This window comes from Pseudoxanthomonas sp. UTMC 1351 (assembly GCF_040948865.1).
Lineage (GTDB): Bacteria > Pseudomonadota > Gammaproteobacteria > Xanthomonadales > Xanthomonadaceae > Pseudoxanthomonas_A.
The window spans coordinates 80,111-96,374 of record NZ_JAVGJT010000006.1 but is presented as its reverse complement, the minus strand read 5'-3'; the positions used below and the strand labels follow the sequence as shown (position 1 = coordinate 96,374).

The following is a 16,264-nucleotide window of genomic DNA, read 5'->3' as shown; positions in this document are numbered from 1 at the left end:
CCTCTTGGCACAGCCCCTGCACCGCCGTTTTCGTACCGGACTTTTCTACGCACTACGCACGGCATTCCGTATCGCGCCTATGCCTGAGGCGACGCGAGACAAGTTACGGCAGCGATTTCTCGACCGCTACTCGAATCTTATTCCGCCAAGTCCCAAGGGACAGGTCTCGGAAGGGACGCGAGTCCGCCGTCCTTATGTTCGTTCCGACGAGCGCGCCATCGGCTATGTTCCGTACGCCAAAGGCGAACTGCCAGATCCGCTTCCTGCAACTCTGGTAGCGTTCTACCTGCCGCAGTTCCACACTATTCCGGAGAACGACGAGTGGTGGGGCAAAGGATTCACCGAATGGCGCAATGTTACCCGGGCGCTGCCCCAGTTCGAAGGCCATCACCAGCCTAAGCTGCCGGGGGATCTAGGCTTCTACGACCTGCGCAATCCCGAAGTCATGCGCGAACAAGCACGTCTCGCGCGCGAATACGGCATCAGTGCCTTCTGCTTCTATTTCTACTGGTTCGGCGGCAAGACGCTTCTAGAGACCCCACTGCGCAATTGGCTGGCGGACCCGTCGATCAATCTATCCTTCTGCCTTTGCTGGGCCAACGAGAAATGGACCCGCACTTGGGATGGCCGCGGCGACGAGATACTGGTAGATCAGAAACACAGCCCTGAAGACGACCTAGCCTTCATCGCGCACGTTGCCGAATACATGCGCGACCCGCGTTATCTGCGCGTCGACGGCAAACCTATGTTGCTGATCTATCGGCCAGGTTTGTTTCCCGACATGGCGGCGACCGCGGCAAGATGGCGCCAATGGTGCTTCGAGAACGGCATCGGCGAGATTCATCTAGCCTATGTGCAGAGTTTCGAACGACCCGATCCGCGCGCGATTGGCTTTGACGCTGCGGTGGAGTTTCCGCCGAATCTCACCAGTCCTTTGCCTATCACCTCAGGCATGCAGCTCATCAATCCCGATTTCTCTGGGGAAATCCTTGACTGGCGCACTATGGCCGCAGAGATACGACAACGCGCAAATACCGAATACCTGACCTATTCCGCTGTCAATCCAAGTTGGGATAACGAGGCAAGGCGTTCTTCAAAAGGTCGCGTCTTTCAGCACTCTTCGCCAGGGCTCTACCAAGATTGGCTGGCGCAGTCCATTGCCAACCAGTTGGATAAAGAGCCTACTCCGCCGTTGATCTTTATCAACGCCTGGAACGAATGGGCGGAAGGCGCCATTCTGGAGCCAACGGCCACGTTGGGCTACGCGAACTTGCAAGCGACGCGACAAGCCCTAGGCAGATCGCTCACGTCGCCCACGATCCCATCGGCACTGCGATACTGCGCCGCGATACATGTTTGGTATTTTGAAGCTTTGGACGAGATTTTATCGTTTCTCGGCCGAAGTGGGCTCGATTGGTACGTTGTGGTTACCACCTCTGCTGACCTTGAATCCGATGTTCGTACGAAGATCGCCAGCTATGGATTCTCGTCGCACGTGATTCTTGTCGACAACCGAGGGCGGGACATTCTCCCGTTTCTACAACTCTGCAGCCAGTTGTACATCAAAGGCATTGATGTCGTGCTCAAACTTCACACCAAACGCTCTCTGCACCGGAATGACGGCGATCTGTGGCGCAAGGAATTACTGGAACAACTGCTGGGCGAGAATCGCGCTAATACCATTATCTCCGCTTTCCAGCAGAGTTCGACGCTTGGCTTGGTAGCGGCAGAAGGACATATCTTGCCACTGACATCGTTCTGGGGGGCAAGCAAAGAAGTCGTCGCATCCGTGGTTGATCAGCTAGGATTGAATGCACCATCGAGCGAGTCTGTATTTGCCTCCGGAAGCATGTTTTGGGTGCGACTGGATGCCATACGGACGCTCTTTGACGGCCATATATATGAACACGACTTCGAGGAAGAGACTGGACAGATCGACGGAACATTGTCTCATGCGCTAGAGCGCATGTTCTGCATTGTCGTCGAATCGAGAGGCTTCAGCGTCGAAAGTGCAGCTGCTGTTTGCCAGGCCTTGGGGTGCAAGGTATCTGATTATCCATTTGCGCGCCGGACGCCAACGTGATGCTGGTACCTTCTTGGCGGGGCGTGGCCAAGCTGATGCAGTCCCGCATTAGAGAGGACGGCATGTTCGCCCACAGGGCCAATCGCGAGGCTACTAGTTCGATGTCCACCAGAAGCATGATTCTCGCCGAAGACCAAAATAAATGACGCAGAACCTTCGTCACACATCTCCCACCGGGGAAGTAGTCGTAATCGGCCCGGTACTTCCGTATCGTGGCGGGATATCGCAGTACAACACCGCATTGATGCGCTCGATGCTTCGTCTTCAGTTGTCGCGCATCGGCGTTTCTTTCTCGCGTCAATATCCACGATGGCTTTACCCAGGGAAAAGCGACGTCGATTCCGCGCTCTCCAATCACGTCGAAGAAGGAATCGTCTATTCGATAGATTCCATAAACCCGGTCACTTGGTGGAAGACATACAGGGACATCCTTCGTCGCGCACCTGCTCTCGTGGTTTTCCATTGGTGGACCATCTTCTGGGGGCCATGCTTCTTTTTTCTTGCTTGGCTGCTGAAGAGGAAGGGTATCCAGATTGCATTCATATGCCACAATCTTGAGGATCACGACGCTACCGGCATCAAGTCAAGCGTGGCCCGACACGCCCTGTCCATGGCTGATGCCTACCTGGTGCATTCGACGGAACACCTGAACATCTTAAGAAGCCGCTACCCATGTAAAAGGGTGCTTTTTCATCCAATTCCGATCTATGGTCATTACCCCTCTCCCAAAGGGACAATGGCGAAGCGTGGGAGATTGGAACTTCTTTTCTTTGGCTTCATCCGTCCCTACAAAGGATTGGATGTGCTCTTGGAAGCCATGGAGTTTCTGGACGATCAAGACGTTTATCTAACGGTTGTCGGGGAATCATGGGGGGAGACAGATGATCTGTTCGAGGCGGCCCGCCGGCTCGGGCCAAGGCTGGAGTTGCATTTGAGATATACAAGCGATGAGGAGGCTGCCGAGTTCTTTGACAGAGCCGACGTCGTCGTCCTTCCATATCGAACCGCAACCGGCAGCGCGGTGGCTGCCGTAGCCCACCGTTATCTTAAACCGGTGCTAGCAACCCGCGTTGGCGGCTTGCCCGATGTGGTGATTGACGGCGAGACCGGATTCCTGGTTAACGCCGGGGACAAGCACGCACTTGCTGCATCTATTCGTTCAATGACCCGCGAGGAGACCGCTGCTCTTTCAATCCGCATCGCTGCGTTCACTCAACGTTGGAACTGGGACTCACTCGCAGCAACGGTAAAGTCGCTCGTCCATCCCGTCGAGACTTCCATCTCTTCAAGGAATTGCACCGATGACAGATAGGGCGCGCCTCCCGCACGCGATTCTTGACCGCAACAGCCGCATCAACAAAGCCAACAAGATTGTGTCGATCGTTGGTAAGGGGAGGTTCTCACAATGCGAAAGAGTCCTCGAGATCGGTTGCGGCTCGGGCGTCATCTCCCATGTTCTTTCAACAATGTCGGAAACCACCGATTTTTACGCAGTTGATGTTGCAGACAATCGCATTGAGAGCGAAGGCTACAAGTTCAGCATCGTCGGTGGAACCTCCCTTCAGTTTCCAGACAATCACTTTGATCTTGTCATATCCAACCATGTCATAGAACACGTAGGGCCTGAAGATTGCCAAGTTCACCATTTAAAGGAAATCAAAAGAGTTCTGTCCGACGAAGGTGTCGCCTACTTAGCGGTACCGAACAAATGGGGACTGTTTGAACCGCACTATAGACTTCCATTGCTCAGCTGGCTCCCAGAGAGAGTATCTAGCGCCTATGTTCGCGCCGCGCGCAAAGGAAACTACTATGATTGCCGCCCCCTCAGCGCCCGCGGCATAGAACATCTTTTTCGGCAGTGCGGACTTGAGTTTGAGGACGTAACAATAACAGCCCTTAAAGAGACACTCCGCATAGAATGCCCCGACTCGTTAGCAGCAAAGCACGCCGGAAGCATACCGGCCTGGATTTTGGCACTGGCGATGCCTGTGATTCCAACCATCATTTACCTCCTTAGAAGAGGCCATCGGTGAAGCGGCTATATCTGATCATTGGCTTGCTCGTCACCGCAGCCTCTATTTTTTTCTTTCTCCGCGCTGTTTCGATGCACTGGCAGTCGATTCGAGCCGTACAGCTTGGAACCGACAACATATTGGTGTTCACCGCTGCATCGGCGCTATACATCCTGACTTACATCAGCGCTTCAAGATCATGGTTACTGGCGTTACGCTGCTTTGGCGTAAGAATAGAACTCACACTGGCTCTCAAGATTCTTGCGCTATCGCAGTTCGCAAAATATCTTCCAGGAAACATTGGCCACCATGTTGGTCGTGTACTGCTTTCTAAGCGCGCAGGTATTTCTGGCGAATCAACGTTGTTGAGCATCGTGGTCGACAGCATGATGGTGATCGCTGCCGCGCTGTTTTGCAGCATCCCCGGGCTGTCGCTCTTTACAGCGCTTTTGAAAGATAGCGACGTAGATGCTGTCAGAACATCCATTTCAATCCTGGCGACAATAGTTGCACTTGTGGCATTCGCGCTGTTGATGCCCCCTTTCCGCAACTATCTGCGGACCGTCGTGGCGCGGCACAGGGATCTGGTGAGCATGAAGAATGCACGGACCCTAGCCGGCAATCTGCTGATGCATTTGACTAATTTTGGCCTGGGTGGTGCGGCGTTGTTTGCAATTTCAGCCAGTCTCACGCCAGCAGAGCTCGCTTTCTATCCGGCTTTCTTTCAGATAGTCAGCATCTATTCTGCGGCTTGGCTGCTGGGCTTCCTGCTCCCGGGAGCACCCGCAGGATTGGGGGTCAGGGAATTGTGCCTGCTATTAGGCTTGTCGCCATTAATCGGGGAGCAGAACGCACTTCTCGCAGCAGCGATTCTCCGCCTTGTTACCACCTTGTCGGATGGCCTTGTGTTTTTGATTGGGATTGCGCTAAGGAGTCGACATCCAACAGAAACCGCGATCTAGCCCGGCTGGCTAACCAAGGGAACGGGCTGGCTTGGCTGCTTTGGAAGGATCTTACGTATACGCTTCTGAAGTGGCACCTCGAAGAAATGGTAGCTGCACAATGAGAGCGTGATTAGCAGAGCAAAGAATAGCGCCATCAGCTCGGGACGATAATAGAGAGAAGGGTTGGCGAAGCAGAGATGGAAAGCCAGCTGCAACGGAAAATGAAGTAGATAGGACGAGTAAGAGATGTCGCCGATGAAGGAGATACGCCTAACCGCAACAGAGGTGTAGCGCTCAAGCAGAGCCAGGGTAAGCACCGTCAACGGAAAGACTGCACAGATTACCCAAACTGTGTGCATATTGTTGGCTGTCATCCCATTGAGCTGGCCAAGCTTGGGACCGACCTCCAGGATCTCACTTCTGACCGACTCGAATCCTTCCAGCCCAAGTAGAACTGTGGCTCCCCAGGCTAGCAGGCATAGAACGCATACGCCTATTTCGAAGTAGTGCCTCAAACTGGAAGCTGTTACGGCTCGATAAATAACAAGAACGCATCCGCCAAGATAGAAAGACCCCACCCCCCTGCCAATTGGTGAGTGCAGTTTTGCCAGCACTGTGAACCCGATAAGGGAAAACAAAGCAAGTACAAAAAATTTCTTTGGCGCGTATCTCGAGGCGAGAAAGAATGTGAGGTACAGCAACACCTCAGTTGATACGGACCAAGAGGGCGCATTGAATGAATAACCGGACTCAAATCCCCACGAGGACGTGAACGTCAAATTGAGGAGCAGGTGCTTGAGATCGTTATTTTCATAGACGAAGCTCTGCTCACCATTGAAGTACAGGACTAGCTGACCTATTGCCACCAACAGCAATGTGAAGCAGTGCAGCGGGTAAAGTCGTGAGAAACGCAAAATTGCGAACTCTTTCAAGGACACCTGCTTCCTTGAGATCTTCTCGGAATAGAGCCAGTAGAAAATAAATCCCGAAAGCCCAAAGAATAGATCGACGGCTAGCCAGCCCTTGGTATAAAGCAGCGGGAAATAGTGAAAGAGAGGCAAAGCACGAATGTCGAACGAGCCCGGTTCGGTTCCGTGATAGAAAAAGTGCTGCCAGTGCCACAACACGACGCTCAATGCCGCAATCCCGCGCAGCACATCCAGCGAATAGAAACGCTCAATCGCCCCTACTGATTTCATCGACAAACCGACTAGTTCTTCTGTGCGATGATTTTCTTATGAAAATGCACCGGAAGCTAGTTCAATCCACTTTTTCGCGCCCTCCCCCTGGCTGACAGACATCGAAAGCCTCATTTCAGCAGGAAGCAGCCGCCTACCGCTGCTCTTGACGCATATGATCGGGCACGTCAAGACCGATATATGGCATTGCTCCACAGTTCATTCACCAGAGTCGGACTAAGCAAATACGGGGACTCGCGGGAACAGTTCGCCCGAACACACCCAATCCACCGGTCTCCAGCATCGCAACGACTGCTGGTTTCTGGAACTGCGATATATGGGATCTCTTCAAGCTAGAAAGCGCGAATATCCTACAGATACAACCGACGAACTGAAAAGATCCATATTCCATCTCTTGATGGAATATGGACTGCGCCTATCAGTTGATCGAATCCGTATTTCCGATCTTGGCATATTGTGCGGAAAGATTGGTGCCGTTTCCGAGCCATACCCACAGATCATTGGTGCGCGTCTTCCAAACCAGATCTAGTCGGCGGTCTCCATTGAAGTCACCGCTTGTGGCTAGTGTGTCTCCAGCTCCCAGACTCACCGGATTTGCCTGGCTGACAATGGTAGTGCCATTCATTAGCCAGTATGTATAGCGATTCGGACTTGGATTGACAAAGAATAAATCGTCTCTGCCATTTGCATTGATATCGCCGGCCGCCTTGACCTCCCAACCAGCGCCAAGTGTTGCGATCTTCTTGTATGTCGCACTTAGATTGTTGCCGTCCCCCAACCACATCCAAAGGTCGAGGTTCTTCTTCCAAACCAAGTCGAGCCTGCCATCACCATTAAAATCCCCACTGGCAGCCAAGGTTTCTCCTGCTCCCAATGCTTTTGGGGAACCCTGACGCACGATGGTAGTGCCGTTCATAATCCAATAGGTATACCGATTTGGCGATGGATTGACAAAGACTAGATCATCCCGGCCGTCGCCATCTACGTCTCCTGCCGCAGCTACGTTCCAACCACTACCTAGCCGCGCCACTTTCGCGTAAGTCGACGCCAAATCGACTCCATTTCCCAGCCACAACCAGAGATCATTTGCAGCAGTGACCCAAGCTGAATCTAGCCTGCCGTCGCCGTTGAAATCACCAGTAGCTACAAGGACGTCTCCAGCACCAGTCCGCCGGCTCGCGGATTTCTGCACGACACTTAAGCCATTCATCAACCAATAACTGACGTGATAAGTGTCCTCATTCGAAAAGATCAGATCCTGTCTTCCATCAGCATTTACTTCACCACTTCTCAACTTCCAACCGGCGATGGGGACTACCGCGGCTCTGAACTGTGTGACAACGGGAATCGTCTGATTCAAGCTGCGCGCATTGTCCGCCTGGTTTGCTACGCCACAAGCATTCCCACCACAAGTCGTGAGATTCGGATTCGAGAAAACGCGATAGGGCGTCTGATTCTCGTCGCCATACGCCATGACGGTAAAGAAGTTGCCGTTGGTGGTTTTGTACCCATACGAATAAGGATAGCGGCCACTGGCATTGGGCGAGTTTGCCACGTCATGGGCCGAGCCCATCAAATGGCTTGCTTCATGGACCAAGGTTTCCGGAGCGCAGTAGTAGCTATTGCCGTCAGAACCCGTGTCATCGCCATCGCTGACTACCGCGTAAGCCCATTGCGCGTCGCTCGGCACGATTTCGCGCTGATCTGCGCCTATCAGCCAGGCAATACCACACCCCTGATGCTCAGGCTGCTGGAAATCTCGAACCAGGATTGCAATATCTGCGCCGTTCTGATCGCGCGCCGTACGCAGCGGCGTCAATGAAGCGGGGATTGCCACATTCGACGTTCCGTTGCTGCCGGTCAGTTCGTGCAGCGCGGTCTGGTTGGCGTTGCCGTCGGTATAAGCTACTTCCGTGGCACTTACCAAGCGCAGATAACCGTTAATCGAACTATTCGAATATGCCTGGTTGCCCACCTGGATCAGGAAGATAAGGCGGGTCGTTGTTGCCGATTGGCTTCCGTAAACCGCGCGGTAACCTGCGGTGTAACCGATGGCGACGTCTACGGTATTGGCGGTCGTTGGAGGAGCATTCTGGGCGATGGCGTTCTGCGACACCTGCGCATTCGTTTGGACTTGGGCGGCGGCCGCTTCACGCACTGCCAGTGCCGCAGGCACCAACATGTCGTTGTGCCCCTTGTTCGGCGATTTCACCTTGGAGGGATCGGTCTGCACCGCGAACAAGGCGCCGTTGCGTGTCTGAATACTCAGTGGCGGCGCGCCGTTGGCCTGGGGAATCGATGCGAACACCGCTTTCTCGCCGAAGGTGACAATGGCTTCCTGCTGCGGATCACCGCCAACGACGCGGCCAATCCAGGTCCAATTGCCATCGGGACTTTCGTCGTGACGCTCATACTTGAGCTTGACCTGGCTGCCGTCTGGCATCGGCATGGACATCTCCCCGGTCACCAGCGCCTTCAGAGCATGGTCTTCACTGATCGCAACCGGGTAGAAGGTAAAGGCACCCTCGCGTTTGGTCGGAGCGCCTTTGTTCTGGTAGCTCACCAATGCACCGCGATCGGGCGCATTGGCGATGGATTTTGCGGCCGCCCGGCCGAGTTGAAGCTTGGGAAGTTGTGCAGTAGCGCCCTTCGTTGCCGCCGCACCGCGCAGTTCGGCGAAATCCGTATTCGGGCCTTTTTCGCTGCACCCGGCCAGACATACCAACAAGGCGCACGCGCCGACCCGAAACTTCATGTAAGCCTCAATCTGAATGGATAACCCCTGGCCCTGCACTATAACGCAGGGGTCTGGCTCGCAATAGAGAGGGCCGTCCCGTCTCTCTATCGAATTTGGCCGTTATACAGCTTTCAGATCAGAACCCTGGGGCACAGCAGGCGAGCGGCTAGGACGGGCGATGGAACGGCACCCCGGTTTTCGACCGGAGCTCATCATCCGCAACGCCTTCCGCCGATTCCACCAGCACCAATCCCTCTGGCGTCACATCGAACACCGCCAGATCGGTGATGATTCGATTGACCACCCCAACCCCGGTCAGCGGCAGATCGCATTTCGGCAGGATTTTGTGACCGCCATCCTTCGCAACGTGTTCCATTAGTACAACGATGCGCTTGACCCCGGCGACCAGATCCATCGCCCCGCCCATGCCTTTGACCATCTTGCCCGGCACCATCCAGTTGGCCAGATCGCCCTGGTCGGTGACCTGCATGGCGCCCAGTACCGCCAGGTCGATGTGACCGCCACGAATCATTCCGAAGGAATCATGACTGCCGAAGTAACTGGCGCCCGGCCGGGCGGTGACGGTCTGCTTGCCGGCGTTGATGAGGTCAGCGTCGATTTCGTCCTCGGTGGGGAACGGGCCGATGCCCAGCAAGCCGTTTTCGGATTGCAGCCAGACGTCCATTCCGTCCGGAATATGGTTGGCCACCAAAGTCGGTAACCCAATACCCAGGTTGACGTAGGCACCATCGGTCAACTCGCGGGCGGCGCGCTGCGCCATTTCGTCACGGGTCCAGGCCATCACTCGGCTCCTTGGCGCACGGTGCGCTGTTCGATTCTTTTTTCCGGATGCGGGTTGTGGACGATGCGGTCCACGTAGATGCCGGGCAAGTGGACGTGATCAGGATCGATCTGGCCGATTTCCACCACTTCTTCCACCTCTGCCACGCAGACTTTGCCCGCCATAGCGCAAGCCGGGTTGAAATTGCGCGCGGTCTTGCGGAAGACCAAATTGCCGGCCTTATCGGCCTTCCACGCCTTGATCAGCGACACATCGGCAATCAGGGCGGTTTCCATGACGTACCAGTGCTCACCGAATTGGCGGGTCTCTTTGCCGTCGGCCACGATGGTCCCGTAACCAGTGCGGGTGAAGAACGCAGGGATACCCGCACCGCCGGCGCGCAGACGTTCCGCGAGCGTGCCCTGGGGGTTGAACTCCAGCTCCAACTCGCCGGACAAGTACTGGCGTTCGAATTCCTTGTTCTCGCCCACGTACGACGAGATCATCTTGCGGATCTGCCGGGTCTCCAACAGCAACCCCAGACCGAATCCATCCACGCCTGCGTTGTTGGAGATGGCGGTCAATCCTTTCACTCCGCTATCGCGAAGCGCCGCGATCAGCGCTTCCGGAATGCCACACAGGCCGAACCCACCGACAGCCAAGGTCTGGCCGTCGGCGACGATCCCTCGCAGCGCCGCCTCGGCATTCGGAAAGAGCTTGCTTTTGGTTCCGCCACTCGACGGCGTGGATGCGACAGCTTCGGCCATGACCAGGTCCATTCCAGAGGATGACGGCATTTTACGCACCTGGCGGTTTGCCACACAGGTACTTTCGGGCAATGGTAATGGAAGCTCCTCTCGTCTCCTGCGTTTAAACTTGCACGATGAAGATGCTTGCCCTTGTCACCGCCATTGCCGCCGCCGGTCACGACGAAGACTTAGCGCCGCTGTTGGACGCCTGTGCATCGGCCGGCCTACACGCACGTGCTGTCGCCTGGGACGACCCCACCGTTAGCTGGCAGCAGTTCGATGCCGCATTGCTCAGGTCTCCGTGGGACTACACCGAGCGACTCCCGGAATTTCTGGCTTGGTGCGATCGGCGGGATCAGCAGGTTTCCCTGCTCAACCCCGTCCACGTGATTCGCTGGAACACGGACAAGCACTACTTGTCGGACTTAGCGACATTCGGCATCCCCGTCGTCACCACGACCTTTGTGGAACCGGACGCCGAGCCTTTACAGGCCTTGCAAGCCTTCCTGGGGACGGAGCCGGCGCCTGAGTTTGTGGTCAAACCCACGGTCAGCGCCGGTGCCCGCGACACGCAACGGTATGCGCGCGCGCAAGAGTTCGCCGCCAGCAACCATGTCGCGCGCTTGCTCGATCAAGGCCGCGGCGTGATGTTGCAGCCTTATCTGCCGGCGGTGGACCGTGCCGGCGAAACCGCGCTGATCTACTTCGAAGGCAGCTTCAGTCATGCCATCGCCAAGGGGGCGCTGCTGCAACCCGACGCGGCCGCCCTTACAGCACCGTTTGCTGCAGGCGACATCAGCAGCCGCAGCGCCGGCGCGGACGAGTTGGCGCTCGGCGAACAAGTCCTGGTGGCGGCGTCCCGCCTCCTGCGGCTCGGCCAGCCGTTGTCCTACGCCCGCGTCGACCTGATCCGGGATGACGGCGGACACCCCCGCCTGTTGGAGCTGGAGTTGATCGAACCCTCGCTGTTCTTCGCGCAGGCCCCCGGCAGCGCCGACCGCTTCGCCGCAGCGCTGGCTTCCCGTTTGAGCGGCGACACCATACGCGCTCGCACGGGCACCGGCTGACCGGTAAAATCCCCGTTCCGCCCTCGGCTTCCGCCGTGGCCGCTCCGATCCGCAGCATTCAAGGAAATTCCGCAGGATGAAGATTCTCGTCGCCTACAAGCGCGTGGTGGACTACAACGTCCGCATTCAGGTCAAGCCGGACGGCTCCGGCGTGGTTACGGACGGCGTCAAATTGTCCGCCAATCCCTTCGACGAAATTGCGCTGGAAGAAGCCCTGCGGCTGCGCGACAAGGGCATTGCCACCGAGGTCGTGGTCGCGACGATCGCCCCCGCCGATGCCCAGGCCCACCTTCGCAACGGTTTGGCCATGGGCGCCAACCGCGCCATCCATGTGGTTACCGATCAGCCGATTCAGCCACTGACCGCCGCCCGCACCCTGCTCAAGCTCATCGAGAAAGAACAGCCGCAGCTGGTCATCCTGGGCAAGCAGGCCATCGACGACGACGCCAGCCAGACCGGCCAGATGCTGGCCACGTTGTGGGGCCGCCCGCAGGCAACCTTCGCTTCCAAGCTCGAAATCACTGGCGACAAAGCGACCGTCACTCGCGAAGTGGACGCCGGACTGGAAACGCTGGAAGTCGATCTGCCCGCCGTGGTCACTACCGATCTTCGCCTCAATGAGCCGCGTTTCATCAAACTGCCGGACATCATGAAAGCCAAGAGCAAACCTTTGGAAACCCTCCAGTTGGCGGATTTGGCCGTGGAGTCGGCGGACACGCTGAAGATCACGCAGTACGCCCCGCCACCCAAGCGCAGCAAGGGTGTCATGGTCAAGGACGCGGCCGAACTGGTCGCTGCATTGAAGGCCAAGGGCCTGCTGTAACGCTTTTAGCCCCCTCTCTCGCTAGCGGGAGAGGGTTGGGGTGAGGGCGCGAAACCACTCTGCCGCGACCCGCCCGACTTTTCCGGAGATTCCGTTATGTCCAAAGTCCTCGTTATCGCCGAACACCTGGACGGCAAACTCAATGCCGCCACCGCCAAGACCGTCAGCGCCGCGCTGGCGCTGAAGCCGGACAGCATCGATGTGGCAGTGCTGGCTGCCGATCCGACGGCCGTTGCCGCCGAAGCCGCGCAGATCGCAGGCGTCGCGAAAGTGCTGGCGGTAGCCAACCCGGCCAACGAACACGCCATTGCCCAATTGCTCGCGCCGCAAATCGCCAAATTGGCCGCTGGCTATACCCATGTGTTCGGACCTTCGACCACCTTCGGCAAGGACCTCATGCCGTGCGTCGCCGCTTTGCTGGGAGTCGCCCAGGTGTCCGACGTGATGACGGTGGAGGGCAGCCACACCTTCAAGCGCCCGATCTATGCCGGCAACGCCATCATCACAGTGGAAGCGCCGACCGACCAGATGGTAGTCGCCACCGTGCGCACCGCCTCCTGGCCGGAAGCCGCCAAAGGCGGCAGCGCTGCGGTGGAAGCGGTGGCAGTCGAAGCTCCCCTGCCTACCCACACCCGATTTATTGGCCTGGCTGCCGGGAAGTCAGACCGCCCCGACCTCCAAAGCGCCAAGCGTGTGGTCTCTGGCGGCCGCGGCGTGGGCTCGATGGAGAACTTCCAGATCATCTACTCCCTGGCCGACAAGTTGGGCGCCGCGGTTGGTGCCTCTCGCGCCGCAGTGGACGCCGGCTATGTTCCCAATGAACTCCAGGTGGGCCAGACCGGCAAGATCATCGCCCCCGAGCTGTACGTCGCCATCGGAATCTCGGGGGCCATCCAGCACCTGACCGGCATCAAGGACGCCGGCACTATCGTCGCCATCAACAAGGACGCCGAAGCGCCAATCTTCGAGATCGCGGATATCGGACTGGTCGGTGATCTATTTAAGTTGTTGCCGGAGCTGGAATCTGCTCTCGGTTGAGCTCAGCCACCTCCACAGCTACCAAGGAATGCAATTGTCTTTATCTTGTTTCAAAGCCTATGACATCCGCGGCCGAGTGCCTGAAGAACTGAATCCACCCCTCGCGCGCCGGATCGGCATGGGCATGGCCGGGCTGCTGAATACCGGACCTGTGGTTTTGGGCCGTGACGTACGCCTGAGCAGCCTTGAGCTGCAGCAGGCGATTGAGGACGGGTTTCGGCATGCTGGCCGCGAGATTATCGATATTGGTCTGTGCGGCACGGAGGAGGTCTACTTCCAGACTGCGCACCTGGGCGCAGCAGGTGGAGTGATGGTCACTGCCAGCCATAATCCGATGGATTACAACGGCATGAAACTGGTGCGCGAAGACGCCCGGCCGATCAGCGGTGATACCGGACTGTTCGCTATTCGTGATTTCGCCGCAGGAAACGAAGACCTCCCGGCTGCCACAGATCCTGGCCGTCGCGAGTCGACCGATAAAGGTGCCTACATCAAGCACTTGCTGTCGTACATCGACAGCAGCGCATTGAAGCCGTTGAAGATCGTGGTCAATGCAGGCAATGGTGGCGCGGGCCTTATCGTCGACCAACTCGCGCCGCACCTGCCCTTTGAGTTCGTCCGGATTCAACACGAACCGGACGGCACGTTTCCGAATGGTATTCCCAACCCGCTGCTGCCCGAAAACCGCGCCGCCACCGCCGAAGCGGTGCGCGCCAGCGGCGCGGACTTCGGCATCGCTTGGGACGGTGATTTCGATCGCTGCTTCTTCTTCGACGCTGGCGGCAACTTCATTGAAGGCTATTACTTGGTCGGCCTGCTCGCCACCGCGCTGCTGGTGCGCGAGCCGGGTGGAAAAATCATCCACGATCCCCGTCTGACCTGGAGCACCATCGAGATGGTGCAGCAAGCCGGTGGCATCCCGGTGATGAGCAAGACAGGCCATGCTTTCATCAAAGAGCGCATGCGCGCGGAAGACGCCATATACGGTGGTGAAATGAGCGCCCATCACTACTTCCGCGACTTCTCTTATTGCGATTCCGGGATGATTCCGTGGCTGCTGATTGCCGACCTAGTTTCGCGCACCGGCATGCCATTGGGTGAGTTGGTCGCCGATCGTATGCGAGCCTTTTCCTGTAGCGGGGAAATCAACTTTCGTGTCGACGATGCCAAAGCGACTGTGACCCGCATCATGGAACACTATGCTGCACAATCGCCAACGCTTGACCACACCGATGGCGTCAGCGCCGACTTCGGCGACTGGCGATTCAATCTGCGCAGTTCCAATACGGAGCCACTGCTCCGCTTGAACATCGAGACTCGAGGCAACCCCACCCTGCTGCAGATTCGCACCAACGAGCTTTCTGCCATGATCGGTTCCGAAACTCCCACCACTGACTAGGACTTCCCCCAATGTTGCCTATTCTTCCCGTCATCCTGTCTGGCGGCTCCGGTACCCGTTTGTGGCCACTCTCGCGCGAGGCTTATCCGAAACAGTTTTTACCTCTCGTAGGTGAGGACACGATGCTCCAAGCCACCTGGAAGCGCGTAGCGCCAGTGGCAGGTGCTGCACCGATCGTTGTGGCCAATCAGGAGCATCGATTCATGGCCGCCGAACAATTGCGCGAGTGCGATGTAGCACCGGCGGCACTCATTCTTGAGCCTATCGGTCGGAACACCGCTCCTGCCATTGCCATTGCCGCTTTGCAGGCCCGCTCAACCTGCGACGACGCATTGTTGCTGGTTCTTCCATCGGACCATGTGGTGCGCGACGACGAGGCGTTTCATGCTGCGGTCCGTGAGGCAGCTGTTGCTGCCAACACCGGCAAACTAGTTACGTTCGGCATTGTTCCGACCGGTCCGGAAACAGGTTATGGCTACATAAAATCAGGTGCCGGACTAGGCGTACGCGCTGTCGAGCGCTTTGTCGAGAAGCCGAACATGGCGACAGCTCAGGAGTACGTGGCTTCCGGAGAATACTTCTGGAACAGCGGCATGTTCCTGTTTAAGGCGTCACGATACCTGGAAGAATTGAAAACCTTGCAGCCGGCGATGTTGAGCGCGTGCGAACAAGCCTTAGCCAAGGCGACTCGTGATACAGACTTCATACGATTGGACGCTGACGCGTTCGCCGCATCGCCAAGCGATTCAATCGATTATGCCGTCATGGAGAAGACCGCCGATGCGGTGATGATACCGCTGGATGCCGGTTGGAGCGACGTTGGTTCATGGTCTGCGTTGTGGGAAGTGTCCGATAAGGACGCCTCCGGCAACGCCCATCACGGCGACGTGATCGAAATCGATTGCCGCGATACCTATGCCTACGGCACTCGCTTGATTGCCATGGTGGGGCTGCAGGACGTAGTTGTCGTCGAAACCGACGACGCCATCATGGTCGGCCACCGGGACCGCGTTCAGGACGTGAAGGAAGTGGTAGCCCGAATAAAACGCGATGGCCGCAGCGAGGCGGCTGCGCACCGCAAGGTTTACCGCCCCTGGGGTGCGTACGACTCAATCGATAACGGCAGCCGTTTCCAGGTGAAGCGCATCACGGTTAATCCAGGCGCAAGTCTCAGCCTGCAGATGCACCACCACCGAGCAGAGCACTGGATAGTGGTTAGCGGCACGGCGAAGGTGACCCGTGGAGAAGAGACCATTCTCCTTGCTGAAAATCAAAGCACTTACATTCCACTTGGCGTTACCCACCGCCTTGAGAATCCCGGGAAGCTACCGCTCGAGCTTATCGAAGTGCAATCGGGCAGCTATCTTGGAGAAGACGATATCGTCCGTTTTGACGATGTCTATGGCCGAGCGAAGTAAGTCAGCATAGCGGA

At 57.1% G+C, this 16,264-nt stretch carries 13 protein-coding genes; 9 read left to right on the top strand and 4 right to left on the bottom strand.

What is annotated here, in order from left to right:
- Nucleotides 1–4 precede the first annotated feature (4 nt).
- The 4 genes from AB6O04_RS04415 (at nucleotide 5) to AB6O04_RS04400 (ending at nucleotide 5,057) form a co-directional block, all read left to right on the top strand.
- Complete coding sequence (locus AB6O04_RS04415; RefSeq protein ID WP_368562567.1) at nucleotides 5–2,083, top strand: glycoside hydrolase family 99-like domain-containing protein; 2,079 nt, start codon at nucleotides 5–7, stop codon at nucleotides 2,081–2,083.
- A gap of 142 nt (nucleotides 2,084–2,225) precedes the next feature.
- Nucleotides 2,226–3,395: a glycosyltransferase gene (locus tag AB6O04_RS04410; protein ID WP_368562566.1), complete on the top strand. Its 1,170-nt coding sequence runs from the start codon at nucleotides 2,226–2,228 to the stop codon at nucleotides 3,393–3,395.
- Nucleotides 3,385–4,116 (top strand): class I SAM-dependent methyltransferase, encoded by a 732-nt coding sequence (locus AB6O04_RS04405; RefSeq protein ID WP_368562565.1) that lies wholly within the window; start codon nucleotides 3,385–3,387, stop codon nucleotides 4,114–4,116. The genes AB6O04_RS04410 and AB6O04_RS04405 overlap by 11 nt, the downstream gene beginning before the upstream one ends.
- The gene (locus AB6O04_RS04400) at nucleotides 4,113–5,057 is read left to right on the top strand and encodes a lysylphosphatidylglycerol synthase domain-containing protein (RefSeq protein WP_368562564.1); all 945 of its coding nucleotides are present in this window, start codon (nucleotides 4,113–4,115) and stop codon (nucleotides 5,055–5,057) included. Before AB6O04_RS04405 ends, AB6O04_RS04400 begins: the two co-directional genes overlap by 4 nt.
- Here AB6O04_RS04400 and AB6O04_RS04395 read toward each other — a convergent pair.
- From AB6O04_RS04395 to AB6O04_RS04380, 4 genes are all read right to left on the bottom strand, one after another.
- Nucleotides 5,054–6,238 carry an acyltransferase family protein gene (locus AB6O04_RS04395; RefSeq protein ID WP_368562563.1) on the bottom strand — a complete coding sequence of 395 codons (1,185 nt, stop codon included), beginning with the start codon at nucleotides 6,236–6,238 and terminating at the stop codon, nucleotides 5,054–5,056. The two genes, AB6O04_RS04400 and AB6O04_RS04395, sit on opposite strands and share 4 nt — an antisense overlap.
- A 418-nt stretch (nucleotides 6,239–6,656) precedes the next feature.
- Nucleotides 6,657–8,993 carry an FG-GAP-like repeat-containing protein gene (locus tag AB6O04_RS04390; protein WP_368562561.1) on the bottom strand — a complete coding sequence of 779 codons (2,337 nt, stop codon included), beginning with the start codon at nucleotides 8,991–8,993 and terminating at the stop codon, nucleotides 6,657–6,659.
- Between the two features lie 148 nt (nucleotides 8,994–9,141).
- Complete coding sequence (locus tag AB6O04_RS04385) at nucleotides 9,142–9,777, bottom strand: CoA transferase subunit B (protein ID WP_368562560.1); 636 nt, start codon at nucleotides 9,775–9,777, stop codon at nucleotides 9,142–9,144.
- Nucleotides 9,777–10,523: a CoA transferase subunit A gene (locus AB6O04_RS04380; protein ID WP_368562864.1), complete on the bottom strand. Its 747-nt coding sequence runs from the start codon at nucleotides 10,521–10,523 to the stop codon at nucleotides 9,777–9,779. The genes AB6O04_RS04385 and AB6O04_RS04380 overlap by 1 nt, the downstream gene beginning before the upstream one ends.
- Nucleotides 10,524–10,645: 122 nt before the next feature.
- On the opposite strand from AB6O04_RS04380, the gene AB6O04_RS04375 reads away from it, so the two are divergent.
- The 5 genes from AB6O04_RS04375 to AB6O04_RS04355 all read left to right on the top strand — a co-directional run bounded on the left by AB6O04_RS04375 (nucleotide 10,646) and on the right by AB6O04_RS04355 (nucleotide 16,250).
- On the top strand, nucleotides 10,646–11,572 hold the full coding sequence (locus AB6O04_RS04375) for a RimK family alpha-L-glutamate ligase (RefSeq protein WP_368562558.1): 927 nt from the start codon (nucleotides 10,646–10,648) through the stop codon (nucleotides 11,570–11,572).
- A 76-nt stretch (nucleotides 11,573–11,648) separates the two neighbouring features.
- On the top strand, nucleotides 11,649–12,395 hold the full coding sequence (locus AB6O04_RS04370) for an EtfB protein (protein ID WP_368562557.1): 747 nt from the start codon (nucleotides 11,649–11,651) through the stop codon (nucleotides 12,393–12,395).
- A gap of 96 nt (nucleotides 12,396–12,491) precedes the next feature.
- The gene (locus AB6O04_RS04365) at nucleotides 12,492–13,433 is read left to right on the top strand and encodes an electron transfer flavoprotein subunit alpha/FixB family protein (RefSeq protein ID WP_368562555.1); all 942 of its coding nucleotides are present in this window, start codon (nucleotides 12,492–12,494) and stop codon (nucleotides 13,431–13,433) included.
- Between the two features lie 34 nt (nucleotides 13,434–13,467).
- Nucleotides 13,468–14,832 carry a phosphomannomutase gene (locus AB6O04_RS04360; RefSeq protein ID WP_368562554.1) on the top strand — a complete coding sequence of 455 codons (1,365 nt, stop codon included), beginning with the start codon at nucleotides 13,468–13,470 and terminating at the stop codon, nucleotides 14,830–14,832.
- Nucleotides 14,833–14,843: 11 nt separating this feature from the next.
- Nucleotides 14,844–16,250 (top strand): mannose-1-phosphate guanylyltransferase/mannose-6-phosphate isomerase, encoded by a 1,407-nt coding sequence (locus AB6O04_RS04355; RefSeq protein ID WP_368562552.1) that lies wholly within the window; start codon nucleotides 14,844–14,846, stop codon nucleotides 16,248–16,250.
- The last annotated feature ends 14 nt before the right edge of the window (nucleotides 16,251–16,264 follow it).